Genomic DNA, 18,986 nt, shown 5'->3' with positions numbered 1-18,986 from the left:
GTATAGATCGTTATTCAAGCTCATCAATCAATTGCTTCATCTCAGCGATTTCACGCTTTTGCGCTTTAATAATATCGTCAGCAAGCTTTTGTACACGCGGATCTTCAATATCAGCGCGACTACTAGTGAGAATGGCAATCGAGTGATGCGGTATCATCGCTTGCATCCAATCGACTTGATCGACAGTTGCTTGTGATCTAACACCCCAAATACCAACAGCAAACATCAATACGCTTAGACCATAGATCATTAAATTGACTTTGGTCTTCTTATACATATTCGTCATAAATGCCAACATGACCACTGCCATACCGGCACCCATGTAGAGCGCCATGTAAGCTCGGGTTTCACTAAAATAAATATGATCCCATTCATAAGTATTGAAATACATCATGATGTACATCACAATCGTAGACGTCACAATCATCAGAGTGAACTTTACATAAGGGTTCATGCCCTGTTGATGATCCATGGTGTTTTGATCTGAAGCATTCATAGTATATCCCCTATTATTTTAATAATATTAGAACCAGAATTTGACCCCCGCAGTCAAACTACTGCTATCAACCGATTCATTTTCTTGACGTCGTTGACCACGAGCCTTGCCAAGCGCTGTCTCATAACTCACACCGATGTAAGGCGCGAGTTGGCGACTGAATGTCTCATAAGTCAGCCTAACCTCGGCTTCCATTTCATTAAAGCCCTTGGTAATGCCATTATCATGGTCATCTTTACTAAAGGCAGTCAGTCCCACCTCCGGTATGACCACCCAATGCTGATCCAAACGCCATTCGTACTCTGCGCCTAAATCAAGACGAAGTTGACCATCGGTATATAAATAGGCTCTCGCATCTGTTTCGATAAAATACGGCGCGGTACCGACAATACCTGCCATAAGGGCAGCGTTATCGTTTTCAGTATCGTAAGCGACACCAGCTTCACCATTCCAGAAAATGCTCAGTGGTTTCCAATAAGCAAGCGAGCTCAAGCTATCGATTTCTTTATCATCTTTAGTCTGAGCACTACCTTCCGTGCGTAGCCTGATACGATTACTGTCAGTACCATACCAACCCGTCGCCTCGAAGTTGATTTGATCCTCATCAAACTGATAGCCCAAGTCGTCTACTGATACTCCCCATAATGGCATGCTGCCCATCATCATTGGCTTACCATACTGCCCGTAGGGAACCCCATTTGAATAGTCTGGACTACGAGCATCGGCTGGCGGCTGCCCGCCTTGCATCCCAGACATATCCATGCCGCTGTGATCCATGCCTGACATATCCATACCGCTGTGATCCATGCCTGACATATCCATGCCGCTGTGATCCATGCCTGACATATCCATACCGCTGTGATCCATGCCTGACATATCCATACCGCTGTGATCCATACCAGACATATCGCCCGACATGTCCATGCCACTGTGATCCATACCAGACATGTCGCCCGACATACTCATACCGCTATGATCCATATCAGACATATCGCCCGACATGTCCATGCCACTGTGATCCATACCAGACATATTGCCCGACATATCCATGCCGCTGTGATCCATATCAGACATATCGCCTGACATGTCAATGCCACTGTGGTCCATACCAGACATATCGCCTGACATATCCATACCGCTATGATCCATACCAGACATATCAGCAGCCGTTGCAAACGATGATGTGAGCAAGACTAGCGATGACAAACCAATGAATGGCAGATTTTTCTTAGATATTTTCATAATAAGCCTCATATTCGAAGGTTTGTTAAACGACGGCAACTTCTCTGAACATACCGGCTTCCATGTGATAAAGCAGATGGCAATGCCATGCCCATCGTCCAACTTCACCCGTCACATCGAAGCTAATCTTTTGCGCTGGCTGCACCACAATCGTATGCTTACGTACCTGAAAGTCTCCAGATGGGGTTCGCAAGTCGCTCCACATACCATGCAGGTGCATCGGATGGTTCATCATGGTGTCATTGACTAAGGTAATGCGTACGCGCTCGTTAGGTTTAATATTGACAGGCGTTGCATCCTTAAACATGACACCATCTAACGCCCAAATATAGCGTTCCATATTGCCAGTCAAATGTAATTCGATCTCTCTAGTAGGTTTGCGCTGCTCTGCCAGTACTTGCTCATCCACGGAGCGCAATTGGTCATAAGTCAACACCTTTCTATTAATATCACGCAGGTTAATACCGGGGTCATCGAGGTTCATACGTGGACTGTCGACACGCATATCAGATTTAAAGTCGTACTCGGTCTTAGCGTGCTTTGCTTTGTAGCCTTTGTCACCCATAGCCCCCATCATATCAGCCATGGTCAGCCATTCGATCTTATCCATAGCAGGTATTGCAGCACGAGCGCCTTTTTTGGTCGCAAGCGTGGTCGCGACATAGCCCGAACGATCAATGTTTTGGGCAAATATGGTATGTGCATCTTTGGTCGGCGTGACGATGACATCATAAGTCTCAGCCACCCCAATGCGGAAATCATCAACATCGACAGGCGCGACATCATTACCATCCGTTGAGACGACTGTCATCTTCAGACCCGGTATACGCACATCGAATATCGTCTGCGCCGAGCCATTGATAAAGCGCAGTTTGACGGGCTGTCCCGCTTTCACTAGCTGTGTCCAATTGGCGGCGGTGGTTTTACCATTCATAAGGTAAGTGAATGTCTTCTCACCAGACAGATCCGTAAAATCTGTCGGCATCATGCGCATCTTATTCCACATTTTGCGCTTGTCATAAGCGGCTTCTAAATCTGTTGCGGCAATATCAGACAATAGCTTTTTAAAATCTGGCAAGTGGTAGTTATCAAAGTCAGCGCGCTGCTTTAATAGCTTTAGCAAGTTATGCGGATCACGATGTGTCCAATCACTCAATAAAATCACGTGATCTTCGGCGACTGGATGACGTTCGCGGCCTTTAGGCTCAATGACGATAGCGCCGCGCATTCCAGTTTGCTCTTGAAAGCCAGTATGGGAGTGATACCAATACGTACCCGATTGAATGAGTTTGAATTTATAGGTAAAGGTACTGTTCGCAGGAATACCATCAAAGCTGATACCTGGCACCCCATCCATCTCAAATGGGACGAGCAAGCCATGCCAGTGAATAGAGGTCGACTCATTCATCTGGTTATGGACACGGATGGTCACGGTATCGCCTTCTTGCATCTTTAGCGTTGGCGCTGGCAGCGAGTCATTGATGAGGGTTGCCATACTCGACTTGCCATTGACAGTAACGGGCTTCTTGCTGACATACAGGTCAAACTCATTACCGGTTAGGATAGGTACGATATGGTCAGATTTATCACTGTTGACGGCTACGTTTTGTTGACCTTTACCGAGCGCACTATTGGCAATAGATGGCAGTGTGGATAGCATGGATGCCCCTAATAGAGTAGAGGACCCTGTCAAAAAACGCCTGCGGTTAAGCATATTCTTGTTCATAATTATTTACCTAACTTAATCCATGAAATGGGAGTTGAGTCTATATATTTATCAGTCAAGCTTATGTCTTCGACAGCCCATTAGTAGAGCTGGATAAGCTATTTAAACGTCACTCAAACTATAATTGCTGCTGCGGTGACTCAATGGTTGCATAAATGGCTGTTGAGCCATCTTTGTTAAGCTGCATCACTTTATACGGCATAAATTTATCTTGATATTCCATACCAGGGCTACCAACTGGCATCCCAGGTACGGCAAGACCGATCGCATCACTTGGTGGGTTTTTTAGGAACTGTGCCATATATTTGGCAGGGACATGACCTTCAAATACGTAGCCGTCAGTAGTGACAGCGGTATGACAAGAGCGCATCTGCTGCGGTACGCTGTAGCGCTCTTTAAACAAGGACAAATCTTCGACGTTCTGTGCGGTTGCATTTAGGCCATGACCTTCGGCATAACCGACCCATTCTTTACAGCAGCCACAATTGGCATCTTTATAAACGGTGACTGAGATATTTTTTAGGATAGTTGGCTGGGTGTCTGAATGAGCACTGACAGGCATTATTTCCGCTTGTGGTTGCTCTACTAGAGCGGTTTGCGTAGCGGTAGTTGGCTCAGTCGCTGGTTTTGAGTCAGCAGTAGTGGCGTTAGGTTGACTACAAGCGGCAATCGTTAACGATAATGGTAATACCACAATCGCTGAGAGCACACGGCCAGATATCAGATTATGTTCATTAATAAATCTATTGGTATAGCGTCTCATAAAACCACTCCTGAGCGTCTATCTGACGATCACATTTATAAAAATTAAAGCCGTAACACTGACCAAAGTAGTACTGGTAAAGCTTAAAACTCAAATCGCAAAAAGCAGCACTATTGAGCACTGCATCTCTTACGAAAAATCAATGTTGCATTCCGGATCCATCACCTGACATATCCATCTCACCATCAAATGACATATCTAACATATCGTCGTCCAACCTAGTCGTTAGCATCGTGTACTGAGCTTCATCTAATTCAGGTAACGATCTAATGAAAGCCACCATTGCCCACATTCTATCATCGTCGTGAGAGGCACCCCATGCTGGCATTCCGGACGCCATGATCCCGTGCTTAATCGCCCAAAAACCTTGCTGTGCGCCAGCTTCTGCTTGATAGCGCTCAACCACATCAGCGTTGGTAAAGTTGGGCGGTTTAGGGTATAGACTTGCGCTAAAGTCAGTGCTTTCTACCCCAGGAGATAAGTGACAGCCTGCACACATGTCTTTGTAATCCGCACCACCTGTACTGATCATATCTACTTTTTCTAGGTTTGGAACGATGATGTCCTTGCTAGCATTCGCTATTGAACGTGTGCGGGCAGTCTCTAAAAACTTGTAAACCAGTGGACTATGGGCTTGATCAGCGCCAATATTTATCACACCACTAGTCACTACCACAAAAACACCTACAATAGCGACAAAGACAGCAAAGAGTATTCCTAGTAAAAACTTCATAGGCTCATCCTAAAAATCCATTTTTATTAATACCCGATTACCCTTTGATAAAAATTACCTAACAATAATCACGAGTGTATAAAGTGAATCGTTAAGAGTTGCTATTACTTGTCACACAGTGTTTTTGGTACATCTGTTTCATTTTACCCATATTACTCATCATTGCTTTCATGGCAGGATCATTCATATCCATTTTACTATGATCCATTTTGCCCATCATTTGCATGTGCTTTTGCATTTTTTCACAGTTCATTTGGTCTTTTTCAGCATGCATCTTAGGATCATGCGCCAAAGCTGACGTTGAAACGACTAAAGCTATAGCAGTTGCTACGATTGATTTAGATAGTGACATGGTAAATCCTTATTTGATTGGGTTTGAAGTCGACTAGACTTCAAACTATTAAGTTACTTTAAAGCATACTTTATTGATTCTGACAGAGAGATGACGGCAAGATTACAATTCTGTCATCTTGCTATTTATGGTTTTTAATATTGTTAGCAATCCTTTAGTATGACGTTAACGCTGATATTACTTATCGCTACCATATTTGTTAATGAAGTATTTTTCAGACTGTAGATGTTGATCTTTGTGTTCAATCTCACAAGCCACTCTAGCATCGATATAGCTTTTCATTTGGGCGCTAGAAAGCTGAGCATCGTTATGATCCAAGTTTTTTGCAAAGTCAGTAACAGCGTCGCAGTTATTGATGATTGAAGTACTTAGATCAGTAGTATGCGCATTAGCAGTGGTAATACCGATAAGTACAGATACCGATAGCAATACTGCTTTTTTGAATGAACCGTGAATTTTCATATAAAACCTCTTTTGTAAGTTATTAGGCGTTTAAATTGATTACCTGTGAAAATAATTCGTAGTAGCTAGATATTAGGAACGAGCAACTATGTTTCATTCATATAGATTAGCAAATGAAGACTGACAATCTGATTACGAGTACATGACATTTTTGTCAGTTACAAAACGTTTTTGTCATCTATATTGATTAGGATGTCAAATAATCATAATCGTATTGAGGGGTTACTATGAAAATACTACTGGTAGAAGATGAGTTGAAACTAGGCGAGTATATAAAAAAAGGTTTAACGGAAGCTGGTTTTATTGTTGATCATCACCTAACAGGCCTAGATGGCTATCATGCATTGATGACAGAAAAGTTTAGCGTGATCCTAATGGATGTGATGCTGCCTGATGTTAGTGGATTTGAGCTGGTGCGCAATTACCGAGCAGCGGGTAAGCAAACACCTGTGCTCTTTCTAACGGCAAAAGATGACTTAAGCGATAAGATAAAAGGGATTGAGATTGGAGGCGATGATTATTTGACTAAACCTTTTGCGTTTGCAGAATTGATCGTCAGAATAAAGAGTCTGTTACGACGCGCCAATCAAGCCGATTATCAAAGTACGATCCTGCAAATAGCAGATCTCAAGATGGATATTGCCAAGCGCACGGTACATAGAGGCGGCAAGCCTATTAAGCTCACGGCAAAAGAGTTTTCCTTACTACAGTTTTTATTAGAGCGCCGAGGTGAAGTGCTACCACGTACCGTGATCGCCTCCCAAGTATGGGATGTGAATTTTGATAACGATACCAATGTGATTGATGTGGCGATCAGACGTCTTCGTATAAAAATAGACGATGGTCATGAGGCAAAGCTCATTCATACTGTGCGCGGCATGGGCTATCGCTTAGAGGCGCTGGCTACTGAGGTCCAAATTGATGCGGACGGAGACGATTCTAAATAGCATGAACCATACACTCAGAAACCGGCGCTGGTCACTGCTATGGCGAACGATTTCCTTATTGACAGTCTTCGTTATTATCTCTCAGGTCATCATCTATGCATGGGTGCAGCGCTCTGTGAGTGGACACTTTGAGCAAATGGACTCAGAGATTATCACCCATGCGGCTTTTAACCTGCGCAAACGCATGATTGATGTTAACGATCACATAGAACCATTCACAGTGTCAAAGTCCCAATCACTCATTAATGACAATCACTTGCATTCCTCTTGGCTAGATTATGATTTAAAAACCTTAGTAGCAGATAAAAAAGGCAAATTATTATCCAGTGACCCTAGTAATTTCATTCATAATTTACCGCCCGATTTTAGCTTGTTATCACTATGGCAGGATCATCACGAGCAGCAGTTTATGATCAAGATAAATAATAGGCATTACCGAGCAATTATTATTCCAAATCAAGAGGTTTTGGCGTTTATTGCATTACCTATCGATGTGCATCATCAATATCTTATCCAGTTTAATCGCCAGCTGAGCTTGATACTCACAGCCATCACCTTGTTGTTGGTTTCAGTAGCGGCATTAAGTGTGTATTGGGGGTTTGCGCCTTTGTCCACTATCGTACAAAAAATGAAAGGCATAAACATCCAAAGGTTAGACGAAAGAGTTGCGGTTGACGATATGCCGTTAGAACTGAGGCCACTAGCAGAATCTTACAATTCAATGATGGTCAAGCTTGAAAGTAACTTTGAGTCTTTGTCTCGGTTTTCAGACAATATTGCCCATGAGCTACGTACGCCAATAGCGACGCTGAGTACACAAACGCAGGTCATGTTAACTAAGCCAAGAGAAGGCGACGAATATATCGAGCAGCTACATCATCAGCATGATACGTTAGAGCAGTTATCCGCCATGATTAACAATATGCTGCTACTGGCAAAAACCCAAAAAGGATTAAGTGACTCGCAAATCAGTCACGTGGATACAGACAGCTTAATCACAAAGCTCGTTGATTACTATGAAATGATTGCAGAAGATCGAGGGATAACTTTTGAGAAATCAGGTAAGTTCGAAAGAGTATTAGGTGATGAAGGCTTATTGCAACGGCTGTTTGCCAACCTGATGTCAAATGCGATTTATTATGCAGCTAGTGATAGTACTATCATGATATCCGCTACCGTCTTCACCTCAACCACCTCACTTAATGTAGCAGAAGACGAGGTTCGACCCTCAAAGCAGCCATGGTTGAGACTAACGATAACCAATCGTTTAGACAAACCGTTAGATCAGAGTCAAGCCGATAAATTATTCGAGCGATTTTATCGTCATGATAAAACTAGCCATAAGTATGCAGGTACAGGGTTGGGATTATCTATCGTGCAGGCTATCGCTAATGCACATAAAGGTACGGTTGGTATCACTATCAAAGATGAGTATTTTTTTGAGGTTACTGTAAGATTATTGATGGCTTAACAAGGTAAATCAAAAGAAGATAAACTCAAAACGTTGTTGTCAAAAACTCAATATCGGAGTATTTGCAAGTGTAGTCCAGAACCGTTTCTTCAATGCATTCGAAAAATCGTTAAGATCTAAACTACGGCTGAAATGCCTGACTGTTTTTTCGAAATTATAGCACCCCATTTCTACAGTAATTTATTCCGATATTACTTTGATGAGTTAATAATTCGCTTAATCAGTAATTTCTGAAAAATTTAAGTATAAAATACGTACATTAAAACCATAAAAAATGATTGAATTCTATACTTAACTAGTGACCAAAATTGATATTCATGTTGCTATAAACTCCTTTAAAAGACGCTAAACGTCACACCGATAAATCCTTTACACCCCTTTATTTGTATAGTATGGTAGGTTGTTATACATTAATATAACTTAATGAAATATGGTGGTTCTAGCCTCCGAAGCCGAGGGTCGTGGGTTCGATTCCCGCCGAGCGCACCAATCACCGTATTTACCCATTTCCTAGTATTACCCCAATGACTCACTTATACCCAAATCTATTTGTGTATTTTGCCGTGTTTCTATCATTCTAAACTTCCGTTAATATTGATCTATTTCATATCTTGCAAATTGGCCGTCAGTTGTGCGCGACTAGGTACACGGTGATAATTAATCACAGGTACGCTGCCAAGACGTCGCTGGCCTATGGCAACCTTCTTATCCATCGTAATCATCGCAACTTTCTGATCTTGCTGGCTGAGCAATAAATGATTTGCCTTGCGAGTGACTCGATAATTAGGGAAATACTGTTTTAACAAAGCTGACGTCTTTTGTAGACCATCATTAGCAGTGGTTTTAGTCTGTTTTGATTGCCCGCTACAAGATGTCTCGCCTGCTTTGACGCTACGCGACTTTGCCAATAACCACAAGGCTGCGATCACAACGAACAATATGACAAGCCACCAAATTCCGTCTATCATGAGAAAAAATATCCATTATTAGCAAGGGTTGGCTCATGTTAGCAGAATTATCACCAGCGTTAATAGCAGAAGTACAGGATGCAGCCAAACTATTGGTATCAAAACAGCGCATTTGTATTTTGACGGGTGCTGGCATCTCAGCAGAAAGCGGCATTCCTACTTTTCGGGATAAGCAAACTGGCTTATGGGAAAACTATAAGGCAGAAGATTTAGCCACACCAGAGGCATTCTCTCGTGACCCAGCACTGGTCTGGTCATGGTATCAATGGCGCCGAAAATTGGTCGCGGATAAAAAACCCAATCCCGCACACAAGGCCTTGGCACATTGGCAACGACTCGCAAGAGCCAACCATCAGCAACTAACCCTCATCACTCAAAATGTGGATGATTTGCATGAGCAAGCTGGTAGTATTGTGACTCATCTGCATGGCAATCTGGCACTTAATCGTTGCAATCAGTGCCAGACACCTTATAAAAGCACATCAGACAATTTACATAGTAGTGAAGTTTTACATAGCAGTGACGTTGATGCGATTGAGGCTGAGGCATTAATCACTTGTTCGCACTGTGATGGTTATATCAGACCAGATATTGTTTGGTTTGGAGAATCGTTGCCAGCACAAGCATGGCAGACCGCAGAAGAGGCTGCTGCTGATTGTGAGGTGTTTATCAGTATTGGTACATCCAGCCTCGTTTATCCTGCTGCTGGACTGTCACAGTTGGCCAAGCAAAATGGCGCTAAGGTTATCGAGATAAATCCAAATCCAACGCCGAACACCATCATCGATATCATCATAAAAGAAAAAGCAGGGTTGATAATGCCCTTGTTAGTAAAGCAAATCACTAGCTCATAAGTAGAAAGGTATTTGTAGAAGATGACGCTAGATAAGCGATGGGCAGTTTAAAACAGTAGCACTAAAAAAGGCTTAACGGTTTATATCAGCCATTAAGCCTTTTTTATGTTTACTCAATTAAATGCGACTAAGTCAGAAATCAAACGAAGTTCATTGTAGAGCAAGATCAACTTTTGCTAAATAGACTTCTTTTAACTCGTCACTGATAAATGCTGACTTAAACGAGTTTTTTACCAAGGTCACAATATCATCTTCTGACAGTTCAAGATTTTCGTGTAAGTTGATAAAGTTTTGATTCATATAGCCTTTGAAATACGCTGGATCATCAGAGTTGACACTGACATTTAAGCCATAATCCAAAAGCTCTTTGATATTGTGCTCTTTATAAGTTTCGAAAACCTTGAGTTCAATGTTCGAATTCGGACAAACGGTGAGCGGCATTTGCTCGTCTTTTAGACGCTGCATTAACGCGGCACTTTTTATAGATTGCACACCATGATCAATTCTGTGAATACTCAATAGATCCAATGCTTCATAGATGTACGAAAAATCGGCTTCTTCGCCTGCATGAGCGACCAATTTAAAGCCTGCTTCTTTTGCCTTCTTGAACACTTCTTTAAATTTTGAAGGTGGATTGCCAAGCTCTGAAGAGTCCAGACCTACACCGATAATATCGTCTTGATATTTGAGTGCCGCATCCAACGTTTCAAATGCATCTTCTTGTGATAAGTGTCTTAAAAAACACATGATAATACAAGACGTGATGCCATATTTGGCTTTGGCATCCTGTAACGCTTCTTTAATGCCTGTAATGACTGCATCAAAAGGAACGCCTCTGGCGGTATGCGTTTGTGGATCAAAAAATATCTCAGTATGGATGATATTGTTTTCGACACACTTCAAGATATATTCCCACGTTAAGTCATAAAAATCGTCTTTTGTGAGAAGGACATTAGCACCCGCATAGTAGATATCTAAAAAGGTCTGTAGATTGGTAAAATTATAGGCGTTGCGTACATCTTCTATATCTTTATAAGGAATGTCTACTTGGTTCTTTTTGGCCAACCTAAACATCAGCTCAGGCTCTAGAGAACCTTCTATATGTAAATGCAGCTCAGCTTTTGGTAGTTTCTTTATTAAATCAATCATAGTGTTCCAGTACTGGTTTTGTATTAAGGCCTATTGATAGAAAAATTAGATACGCGCAATTTGCATATCCACTTCATCTATCAATAGAAGCGCCATTATATTTGAATTTACGTCAAAACCCTATAAACTAAAATCAACCATACCAATCTATATATCTCATCAATGAGAGAATGGACTAAGTTGACAGACAGTACCGTCACCTTTAACACCAATTACTTCAAAAACACCACTGTGTTGGACAACTCATTGCCTGATGGATTGTCTTCTAATTGATAATACTGACGAAGCACCTGCCCCACCTCATCTAGCAATTCGGCCACGCTCTCTTCTGTTTTTTTGTTGGCAATACCTGATACTGCCTTTTCGCACATCGCATGCCAAACGGTGGGACTGACGTGAGCACTAATACCGCGATCCGCCACGATTTCTAACTGGTGCTCGCAAATATTGACATAGACCAAAACACCTGTGTTTTCTTCGGTATCCCAAACCCGATACTCACTGAATAAATCAATCGCTCGTTCACGACAATTTATATAATACGCATCTTGAATGGGTAGATGATTTTCTACAATTAGAAAAACCTCACCACGATGCCCTTGTTCAGCGCTTTCTACTCTTTTTGTCAGACGTGCTCTTGCGTCCGCTGTCAGCCATTTACTATGTAATAAAGGGACAAACAATACCTGACGCCACCAGCGAGCCAAACTGGAAGTTGAAGCGTTGCTTTCTACCATTATATTATTTCCTCAAATACGTCATTACTGACGGTTGTTTAGTGAATCAATTACCAAGAACCGCCAGCACCGCCGCCGCCAAAGCCACCGCCACCACCGCCGAAGCCGCCGCCACCGAAACCACCACCGCCAAAGCCGCCACCACTGCCACCGCCCATACCAGGTAGGAAAATCATGCCGCCGCCTCTGCGCCCCCCTTTACCACCGCCGCCTTTACCGCCACCGCCTCGCGAAATCAAAAACATCCATATAAATATCGCCATGATTAACGTCATGAAAAAGCCGCCACCTAGCGCTAACGAGCCTGCAAAAAAGCCACCTGCGGTCAAGATAGAGCCAAACACACGACCCAATATTTTGGTAATAAAGCTACCAAATATCATCGCCATGATAAATAGGAAAATCGGTGCTGGTACCTCATCTGAGCTTTGTTGTGTGCTTCGTTCAGCGGCTTGAGTGTCAGCACGAGCTAATACTTCAGGATCAGCAGTCAGGCGTGTTTTGAGTGCATCTATACCTGCCAAAATACCGCCGCCATAGTTGTTTTGCTTAAACAACGGGGTGATGTCTTCACGAATGATACGATTGACGGCCGCATCCGGTAGCACACCCTCTAATCCATAACCTGTTAAAACATACATATCACGGTCATTAACAGCCACGACCATCAATAAACCATCGTCTATATCTTTATCACCCAATTGCCATTTTTCGGCTACTTGAAGCGCATAATCAAAAATGGGTGTGCCGTTGGTGGTAGGTACAATGACCACAGCAGCCTGAGCCAAACCTTGCTGATAGATACCGCGAAGCTGCGCTTCTAGGCGCTGTTTTTCTTGTGGGTTTAGGATATTGGCCTGATCGACGACCGGCTCGTTTAGTATTAGCTTATCTGAATCGATACTGGGTGCACTTGATGTTACATCCGGTCGGCTGGGGCCTGATGTAGATACCTCACTGTCAGCCGCATCATTGTTACTTGCATTAGGGTTAATGGCATCATTACCCAGCACTGCATCGTTAATGGCCTCATTGGACTCACCTGCCTTGGCAATAGCAACCAAATCCTCGACACTACGATCTTGCATCGTTGAGGGGTTATCGGTAGCGGCCACACTGGTTCCAACATCGGCATTAGGCGCAGCATAAAGTACTGACGCACCAGTCATGCTGAGTGTAAACAATAATGTTGATAAGATTGCTTTTGAATTATTCATCTAATCTATACCACCTCAAGTGACATCTATACTAAATTAATAGGCATCCACGTCCATCAACACCTTTAAAACACATTTGACCTGTCATTAAACAAATAGAGCGGCAACGACCGCTCTACTGTTGTATTGCTTTGGTTGACCCTAATCCTACTCTGCTGTCGCAGCATCGTCGCCACCAAAATCGACACTTGGCGCGGTTGAAATCGCCTCTTCGTTAGCGACACTAAAGTTTGGCTTAGGTTGCATGCCAAAGACTTTTGCGGTCACGTTGGTTGGGAATTGGCGAACCGTTGTATTGTAGCCCTGCACTTCTTGAATATAGCGATTGCGTGCGACGGCGATACGGTTTTCGGTGCCCTCTAGCTGGGCTTGTAAATCTTGAAACAAAGCATCTGATTTTAGTTCAGGATAACGCTCAGATACAGCCATCAAACGCGATAATGCTCCTGTCATCTGCTCTTGCGCAGCAGCATAACGCTCCATTGCTTCTGGATCGTTGAGTACTTCAGGCGTTACGGTAATACCGCCAGCCCGTGAGCGAGCTTCTGCCACTTGCGTGAAGACCTCTTGCTCTTGTGTCGCATATTGCTGTACAACTTTTACCAAGTTTGGTACCAAATCAGAGCGACGTTGATATTGGTTGACCACCTCTGACCATGACGCTGTCACTTGCTCGTCTTGCGCTTGAAGATTGTTATACCCACAGCCGCTCAAACCGACAGTAGAAGTTGTCAATAGTGCTGCTAACAATACTGGTTTCATAATAGATTTACGCGTCATCGTTGTTTCTCCTAATAATCATAAATAACAAATAGCTGGTAACACGTTTTCTAATAGTTCTTTCATTTTTTTAATGCCAGTCTAGTGAACCATATATATACTATATATGTCATAGGCTGGCACTTTCTTGTAGACAAACTATCGATAGGTAGATAGGTACAACCTAATCAATATGTGTCATTTGTACCTGTAAGTCTCACTGCCTATCGAATATCACATTAATAATGGCGTTATCGTGATGGTTTTACAATTGACCGTTACCAAAACACAACCCCAATTGTAAGCTGTTATGGCTTTTATATAACTTTTTTTACAAGTCAAGTATCAGAAACCGTTATATGAGGATATACAGTCACTAATCGGCAATGCTAAGCGTACAGACACTTCCCATATTTTATGACCAAATTCAACTCACTAAATTCAAATATATCTATCTCTCCATAAAGAAAATTCTAGTAATTAGGATAAAAATATGGCAAATTGCAGTTACGTAGCCGTACGGTTTGAATACATTTGGTAGTGGACTTATATTTTGATACGTATTAGAGAGTTGGTAATTGAGGTATAAAATCCTTATTGAGCCATGAAATATCTTTTAGTACGTTCAATACGCCCTATCAGTAATGTATCCAGCTGACACGGCTCATAGCAAATTGAACACCATCATGATGATGAGTGTTCAATTATATAAACGCCTATTTTATCCGCTGCTCTACTTATCACGAATCTTATTCATCACGTCATAATAAGATACAAGAGTAATTAATGTAGCAAAAGCGTTTTACATGCAGCTGGTACTAATATTACGAATGATAAGTGCTATGCAAATAGGTATTGTTGCTAGCAAGCCAAGTGGATAAATACGGACAACTACAGTCCATTCTTATTGGCTAAACACGTATGAGACTTAACTATATATAAGTCAATGTAGCTAATTTAACTGCTTAACTTAAATAAGTAAGTTAACCAGTTAGCTTACTCCTAGAGCATACAGAGCCACTTTGAGACAGTACTAGGGATATAAATATGGAAGGTTTAGTTAACTTAGTAAACGGAATTATCTGGAGCCCCGCGCTGATCTATCTGTGTTTAGGCGCAGGCTTGTTTTATTCCATTATGACGCGCTTCGTACAAGTACGTCTATTCGGTGAAATGATCAAGCTACTATTTACTGGTAAATCCAGTACTGATGGTATTTCATCATTTCAGGCACTTGCCGTCTCTCTTGCAGGGCGTGTGGGTATGGGTAACATCGCTGGGGTAGCAGCTGCTATCGGCTTCGGTGGTCCAGGTGCGGTATTTTGGATGTGGGTTGTTGCCTTCTTAGGGGCATCTACTGCTTATGTTGAATCAACACTCGCACAGATTTATAAAGAAAAAGACGTTGTCACTGGCGAGTATCGCGGTGGCCCTGCTTACTACTTTGAGCGTGCTCTTGGTCAAAAGTGGTACGGCATCCTCTTCGCAATCGCTTCTATTCTATCCTGTGGTATGTTCTTACCTGGTGTACAGGCAAACGGTGTTATCAGCGCATTCGCACAGGTAATGGGCGAAGGTACTGTCATGAACGTGGCAGGCTTAGAAGTCGGCTCTATGCGTTTGGTAGGCTTAGCCATCATCCTAGTCATCCTAGGTGTCATCATCTTCGGTGGTATTAAGCGTATTGCAACCTTCACTGAATTTGCTGTTCCATTTATGGCAATCGGTTATATTGCCTTAGCTTTAATCATCATGTTCAGCAACTTCAGCTTGATTCCAGATGTATTTGGTTTGATCATCAGCGATGCATTCACGGCACAAGCAGGTTTTGGTGCTGCAATCGGTTGGGGTGTCAAACGTGGTATTTACTCTAACGAAGCAGGTCAAGGTACAGGTCCTCATGCTGCAGCCGCTGCTGAAGTTCAGCATCCATCACAGCAGGGTCTAGTACAAGCATTCTCAGTATATGTTGATACATTACTGGTTTGTTCTGCGACTGCATTCATGATTTTGTCTACTGGCATGTACAACATTCAAGGTACATTACCAGATGGTCAATTCATCGTACAGAACGTTGCTGCTACTACTGAAATCAACGCCCCTGCCTTTACGCAAATGGCAATGGAATCTGTATACGGTTCGTTTGGTAATGTCTTTATCGCCATCGCTGTATTCTTCTTTGCCTTTACGACAATTTTGGCTTACTACTACATTGCTGAAGTCAACGTGGCTTACTTGACACGCTTTCTTGGGCGCGGCGCTCATAAAACTGGTGTATTCTTAGTTAAAGTGCTTATCATGGTCATGGTGGCTTACGGTGGCCTAAACTCAGCTGGTTACATCTGGGCGATTGGTGATATCGGTGTTGGCCTCATGGCTTGGCTAAACATTGTGGGTATTTTGGTCATCTTCTTTGTGGCTCGCCCGACCCTAACTATGCTTAAAGACTACGAAGCACAACTTAAAGCTGGTGTTGAGGACTATACTTTTGATCCAGCCAAGTTCGGTATCAAAAACGCACCTTACTGGGAAGAGCGTCATCTAAAACAGCAACAAAGAATGGCAGCTGATCCACTACGTAAAGATATTCGATAGTCGTCTTTATCATAGTCATCAGTTAAATAGTATACAAAAAGGCCCGAGACGATTGTCTCGGGCCTTTTTGTATAACTCGGGCGTTTTTATATAAGTAGAATTTAGGAGTCATATTTGTCTTAAGTAGAGTTAGGTAAAATATATCAAGACATGACGCTAAATCCTCTTTATAGATTACTCTTCTACAAATAGTTAGTACCTGAGCACAAAAAAGCCTAGCTCAATGGCTAGGCTTCTTCACTACGGAAATATCTTATAAAAAAGGCTTCCAACAGTAGATTATTCAGGCATTAATACTGCATCGATAGTATGTACAACACCATTGGTTGCCATAATGTCAGTACCTGTGATGTTTGCTGTACCACCAGTTGCATCAGTGATCACGTTAGCATCGCTGATAGAAATCGTTGCACCATTAGCAGTTTCGATGTCTGTACCGTAAGGGATATCAGCTGCTTTTACTTCCATCGGTACTACGTGGTAAGGCAATACTTTTTTCAGTAGTTCGGTGTTAGCCAATAACTCTTCTTTAGTCACACCTAACTTCTCTAATACTGGAGCAAAAGCGTCGTCAGTTGGTGCAAATACAGTGTATTTGGTATCTTCCATTAGCATAGTATCAAGACCAGCGGCTTTAAGCGCTGCTGTCAAGATGGTTAAATTTTCATTACCAGCTGCTACTTCAGCGATGGTCTGTGTTGCCATGCCATCCGTTTCTGCCATTGGATCAGCCATCGGCTCTGCTTCAGCTTCTGGAGCCGTTCCTACCGCTGGCTCTGCTACTACTTCTTCAGTAGTCGTATCAGCTTCTACAGGATCAGTAGCGGCTTCTTTATCATTACAAGCGGCCAGTGACATAGCGGCTGTAACAACTGCGATCGATAATAAATTCTTCTTTAACATAGGTATTTCCTTATAAATAAATAATGGGTTAAATCGTTTGTTAAACAAACCATTCTGCTCAATATGTGCATATAACAGCAGATGACTTATGGACTTGTGCATAGCAAGTAAAACCTGTCACACAGTTCGAGGACATCGATACTGTTATTCCAATGACTATGATTCTAACTGATTCATTTTAAATTGCTGCATACTTAGGTAGCGAGACTGTATCAATCACGTGTACAAAACAAGGAATTATTTGAATAATAGCTAATATAATAGTAAAGGAGCTATTTCCTAAATGACTCACTCGCCTTCTTGCCTTGTTACAACAGAGCATACGGTTACGCATACAAGAGGAATCGGTCACCAGAGTTTTCTTTTCTATATATTTGAGTCAAAAAAAGCGTTAAGTCCGATAAAGATGTCAAAAACTTCACGCCTATGGTCTGAAGTTTTATTAGAGTAAATCAATAGTAGTAACTATTTAGGAGAGCTTTTTAAAAGAACTTTAGATGATATCTAAAACGACACCTATCTTCTGATTAAATAGTTAGTAAATTTATGAGTGATGAAAGCTAGTATTGATACCAGCTTCATCTTATAGAAAGGACATATAACGTACATCAAGTGATGCTTGTTCAAACACGACTTATTTGTGCCCTACTTATCATTTAGGCATTAATACTCTGTCAATCACGTGAATCACACCGTTGTTGGCAGGAATGTCTGTCTTAACAATATTGGTCGTACGACCCATCTCATCCATCAGCTTACCTTGATTGGTAACCATCAATGTGTCTTTGCTCAATGTCATGACGTTACCTGGCTTCACGTCTTTCTTATACATTGCCATATCGCCACTGATTACATGGTAGCCTAAAACTTTGGTCAATAATGGTTTGTTTGCGAACAACTGTGCTTTGGTCATACCTGTTTCTTTTAACGCTTGCATAAAGGCTTCATTGGTTGGCGCGAACACTGTGTAGTGAGCGTTTGGATTGGCTAGAGCACCTGTTAGACCAGCGGCCTGAATGGCTTCTACTAGTACTGAAAAATCAGGATTGCTTTGAGCAACTTGTACGACGTTCATTTTTGCCATAGATTGGCTGTGCATTGGCGGTTTCATATCAGCGCTTTTGTTTGGCATCATGTTGTTACAAGCGCTTAGGCCTGCAATTGAGAGTGCCAAAGTACCAAGAGTAGCGATTTTAGTAAGTTTCATAACATGTTCCTTAATGATTCAATTATTTGTTAACCACAAAATTATTGTCTTACAGATCAGATCTTCTTTTCGTAATGCTAACCACTAAGCAAACATTCATGATAAATATTGACATTAAGTCAATGAAATCATGCACATTTACTAGTAAGTATTGCTTACGAAAAACAAATCCTTCTGAAATTAAATTAACATATAAAAAATATTTATAAACTCGAATTTACGCTACTTTTTGTAGTTGTGGTGTAAGTTGCGTCTGTCTTTCATAAGAGAGCGTTTGCTTTGATTTACAAGAGCTACACGTTATGTAATCTTGAATCGAAATGAGAGTCATTTTCACGCTTTTCTTTATAAAATTGCCTGTGGTGCTGCTTCTCGTTACCAATACTTTTTTTACTTTTTTACTGC

General features: G+C 42.0%; 18 protein-coding genes. 4 read left to right on the top strand and 14 right to left on the bottom strand.

Going from position 1 to position 18,986, the window contains the following annotated elements; genetic code table 11:
• Positions 1-10: 10 nt before the first annotated feature.
• The 7 genes from FW759_RS11235 to FW759_RS11205 all read right to left on the bottom strand — a co-directional run bounded on the left by FW759_RS11235 (position 11) and on the right by FW759_RS11205 (position 5,774).
• Complete coding sequence (locus tag FW759_RS11235; protein ID WP_290176789.1) at positions 11-496, bottom strand: DUF305 domain-containing protein; 486 nt, start codon at positions 494-496, stop codon at positions 11-13.
• A 27-nt stretch (positions 497-523) separates the two neighbouring features.
• Positions 524-1,738 (bottom strand): copper resistance protein B, encoded by a 1,215-nt coding sequence (locus FW759_RS11230; RefSeq protein WP_446443045.1) that lies wholly within the window; start codon positions 1,736-1,738, stop codon positions 524-526.
• A gap of 25 nt (positions 1,739-1,763) precedes the next feature.
• Positions 1,764-3,464, bottom strand: a complete 1,701-nt coding sequence (locus FW759_RS11225) for a copper resistance system multicopper oxidase (protein WP_290176791.1) — start codon at positions 3,462-3,464, stop codon at positions 1,764-1,766.
• 118 nt (positions 3,465-3,582) lie between these two features.
• Complete coding sequence (locus FW759_RS11220) at positions 3,583-4,227, bottom strand: DUF411 domain-containing protein (protein WP_290176792.1); 645 nt, start codon at positions 4,225-4,227, stop codon at positions 3,583-3,585.
• Between the two features lie 139 nt (positions 4,228-4,366).
• Positions 4,367-4,960, bottom strand: a complete 594-nt coding sequence (locus FW759_RS11215) for a c-type cytochrome (RefSeq protein ID WP_290176793.1) — start codon at positions 4,958-4,960, stop codon at positions 4,367-4,369.
• Between the two features lie 91 nt (positions 4,961-5,051).
• Positions 5,052-5,312, bottom strand: a complete 261-nt coding sequence (locus FW759_RS11210; RefSeq protein ID WP_290176794.1) for a hypothetical protein — start codon at positions 5,310-5,312, stop codon at positions 5,052-5,054.
• A gap of 177 nt (positions 5,313-5,489) precedes the next feature.
• Positions 5,490-5,774 carry a hypothetical protein gene (locus FW759_RS11205; RefSeq protein ID WP_339727245.1) on the bottom strand — a complete coding sequence of 95 codons (285 nt, stop codon included), beginning with the start codon at positions 5,772-5,774 and terminating at the stop codon, positions 5,490-5,492.
• A 227-nt stretch (positions 5,775-6,001) separates the two neighbouring features.
• On the opposite strand from FW759_RS11205, the gene FW759_RS11200 reads away from it, so the two are divergent.
• Together FW759_RS11200 and FW759_RS11195 are read left to right on the top strand one after the other, a co-directional pair.
• Positions 6,002-6,721, top strand: a complete 720-nt coding sequence (locus FW759_RS11200; protein WP_446443044.1) for a heavy metal response regulator transcription factor — start codon at positions 6,002-6,004, stop codon at positions 6,719-6,721.
• 1 nt (position 6,722) lies between these two features.
• Positions 6,723-8,192 (top strand): ATP-binding protein, encoded by a 1,470-nt coding sequence (locus FW759_RS11195; protein ID WP_356639141.1) that lies wholly within the window; start codon positions 6,723-6,725, stop codon positions 8,190-8,192.
• Between the two features lie 599 nt (positions 8,193-8,791).
• On the opposite strand, the gene FW759_RS11190 is transcribed toward FW759_RS11195, so the two are convergent.
• On the bottom strand, positions 8,792-9,160 hold the full coding sequence (locus FW759_RS11190) for a hypothetical protein (RefSeq protein ID WP_446443043.1): 369 nt from the start codon (positions 9,158-9,160) through the stop codon (positions 8,792-8,794).
• Between the two features lie 35 nt (positions 9,161-9,195).
• Here FW759_RS11190 and FW759_RS11185 point away from each other — a divergent pair, with 35 nt between their 5' ends.
• Entirely contained in the window at positions 9,196-10,014 is an 819-nt protein-coding gene (locus FW759_RS11185) for an NAD-dependent deacylase (protein ID WP_446443042.1), read from the top strand.
• A 150-nt stretch (positions 10,015-10,164) separates the two neighbouring features.
• Here FW759_RS11185 and FW759_RS11180 read toward each other — a convergent pair whose 3' ends face one another.
• The 4 genes from FW759_RS11180 to FW759_RS11165 all read right to left on the bottom strand — a co-directional run bounded on the left by FW759_RS11180 (position 10,165) and on the right by FW759_RS11165 (position 13,897).
• The gene (locus tag FW759_RS11180; protein WP_443530911.1) at positions 10,165-11,163 is read right to left on the bottom strand and encodes an adenosine deaminase; all 999 of its coding nucleotides are present in this window, start codon (positions 11,161-11,163) and stop codon (positions 10,165-10,167) included.
• A 212-nt stretch (positions 11,164-11,375) separates the two neighbouring features.
• Entirely contained in the window at positions 11,376-11,900 is a 525-nt protein-coding gene (locus tag FW759_RS11175) for a TPM domain-containing protein (protein ID WP_062843897.1), read from the bottom strand.
• 50 nt (positions 11,901-11,950) lie between these two features.
• Positions 11,951-13,117 (bottom strand): TPM domain-containing protein, encoded by a 1,167-nt coding sequence (locus FW759_RS11170; RefSeq protein ID WP_443530910.1) that lies wholly within the window; start codon positions 13,115-13,117, stop codon positions 11,951-11,953.
• A 147-nt stretch (positions 13,118-13,264) separates the two neighbouring features.
• Positions 13,265-13,897: a LemA family protein gene (locus tag FW759_RS11165; protein ID WP_095569020.1), complete on the bottom strand. Its 633-nt coding sequence runs from the start codon at positions 13,895-13,897 to the stop codon at positions 13,265-13,267.
• Between the two features lie 1,026 nt (positions 13,898-14,923).
• On the opposite strand from FW759_RS11165, the gene FW759_RS11160 reads away from it, so the two are divergent.
• Positions 14,924-16,471, top strand: a complete 1,548-nt coding sequence (locus FW759_RS11160; RefSeq protein ID WP_446443041.1) for an alanine/glycine:cation symporter family protein — start codon at positions 14,924-14,926, stop codon at positions 16,469-16,471.
• A gap of 279 nt (positions 16,472-16,750) precedes the next feature.
• Here the strand turns inward: FW759_RS11160 and FW759_RS11155 are convergent, their stop codons facing one another.
• Positions 16,751-17,374, bottom strand: coding sequence for a fasciclin domain-containing protein (locus FW759_RS11155; RefSeq protein ID WP_062843893.1), 624 nt, complete (start codon positions 17,372-17,374; stop codon positions 16,751-16,753).
• 652 nt (positions 17,375-18,026) lie between these two features.
• Positions 18,027-18,581, bottom strand: a complete 555-nt coding sequence (locus tag FW759_RS11150) for a fasciclin domain-containing protein (protein ID WP_443566451.1) — start codon at positions 18,579-18,581, stop codon at positions 18,027-18,029.
• Positions 18,582-18,986 lie beyond the last annotated feature (405 nt).

The organism is Psychrobacter sp. 1176_08, assembly GCF_052850615.1.
Note: the sequence above shows the minus strand (reverse complement) of the source record. Positions and strands in the feature narration are given on the sequence as shown.

Excerpts from the sequence above, each read along its gene's own strand:
- FW759_RS11235 (WP_290176789.1), bottom strand. The coding sequence starts at position 496 with ATGAATGCTTCAGATCAAAACACCATGGATCATCAACAGGGCATGAAC.
- FW759_RS11200 (WP_446443044.1), top strand. The coding sequence starts at position 6,002 with ATGAAAATACTACTGGTAGAAGATGAGTTGAAACTAGGCGAGTATATA.
- FW759_RS11210 (WP_290176794.1), bottom strand. The coding sequence starts at position 5,312 with ATGTCACTATCTAAATCAATCGTAGCAACTGCTATAGCTTTAGTCGTT.
- FW759_RS11170 (WP_443530910.1), bottom strand. The coding sequence starts at position 13,117 with ATGAATAATTCAAAAGCAATCTTATCAACATTATTGTTTACACTCAGC.
- FW759_RS11180 (WP_443530911.1), bottom strand. The coding sequence starts at position 11,163 with ATGATTGATTTAATAAAGAAACTACCAAAAGCTGAGCTGCATTTACAT.
- FW759_RS11175 (WP_062843897.1), bottom strand. The coding sequence starts at position 11,900 with ATGGTAGAAAGCAACGCTTCAACTTCCAGTTTGGCTCGCTGGTGGCGT.
- FW759_RS11225 (WP_290176791.1), bottom strand. The coding sequence starts at position 3,464 with ATGAACAAGAATATGCTTAACCGCAGGCGTTTTTTGACAGGGTCCTCT.
- FW759_RS11190 (WP_446443043.1), bottom strand. The coding sequence starts at position 9,160 with ATGATAGACGGAATTTGGTGGCTTGTCATATTGTTCGTTGTGATCGCA.
- FW759_RS11215 (WP_290176793.1), bottom strand. The coding sequence starts at position 4,960 with ATGAAGTTTTTACTAGGAATACTCTTTGCTGTCTTTGTCGCTATTGTA.
- FW759_RS11230 (WP_446443045.1), bottom strand. The coding sequence starts at position 1,738 with ATGAAAATATCTAAGAAAAATCTGCCATTCATTGGTTTGTCATCGCTA.
- FW759_RS11195 (WP_356639141.1), top strand. The coding sequence starts at position 6,723 with ATGAACCATACACTCAGAAACCGGCGCTGGTCACTGCTATGGCGAACG.
- FW759_RS11150 (WP_443566451.1), bottom strand. The coding sequence starts at position 18,581 with ATGAAACTTACTAAAATCGCTACTCTTGGTACTTTGGCACTCTCAATT.
- FW759_RS11185 (WP_446443042.1), top strand. The coding sequence starts at position 9,196 with ATGTTAGCAGAATTATCACCAGCGTTAATAGCAGAAGTACAGGATGCA.
- FW759_RS11160 (WP_446443041.1), top strand. The coding sequence starts at position 14,924 with ATGGAAGGTTTAGTTAACTTAGTAAACGGAATTATCTGGAGCCCCGCG.
- FW759_RS11155 (WP_062843893.1), bottom strand. The coding sequence starts at position 17,374 with ATGTTAAAGAAGAATTTATTATCGATCGCAGTTGTTACAGCCGCTATG.
- FW759_RS11165 (WP_095569020.1), bottom strand. The coding sequence starts at position 13,897 with ATGACGCGTAAATCTATTATGAAACCAGTATTGTTAGCAGCACTATTG.
- FW759_RS11220 (WP_290176792.1), bottom strand. The coding sequence starts at position 4,227 with ATGAGACGCTATACCAATAGATTTATTAATGAACATAATCTGATATCT.
- FW759_RS11205 (WP_339727245.1), bottom strand. The coding sequence starts at position 5,774 with ATGAAAATTCACGGTTCATTCAAAAAAGCAGTATTGCTATCGGTATCT.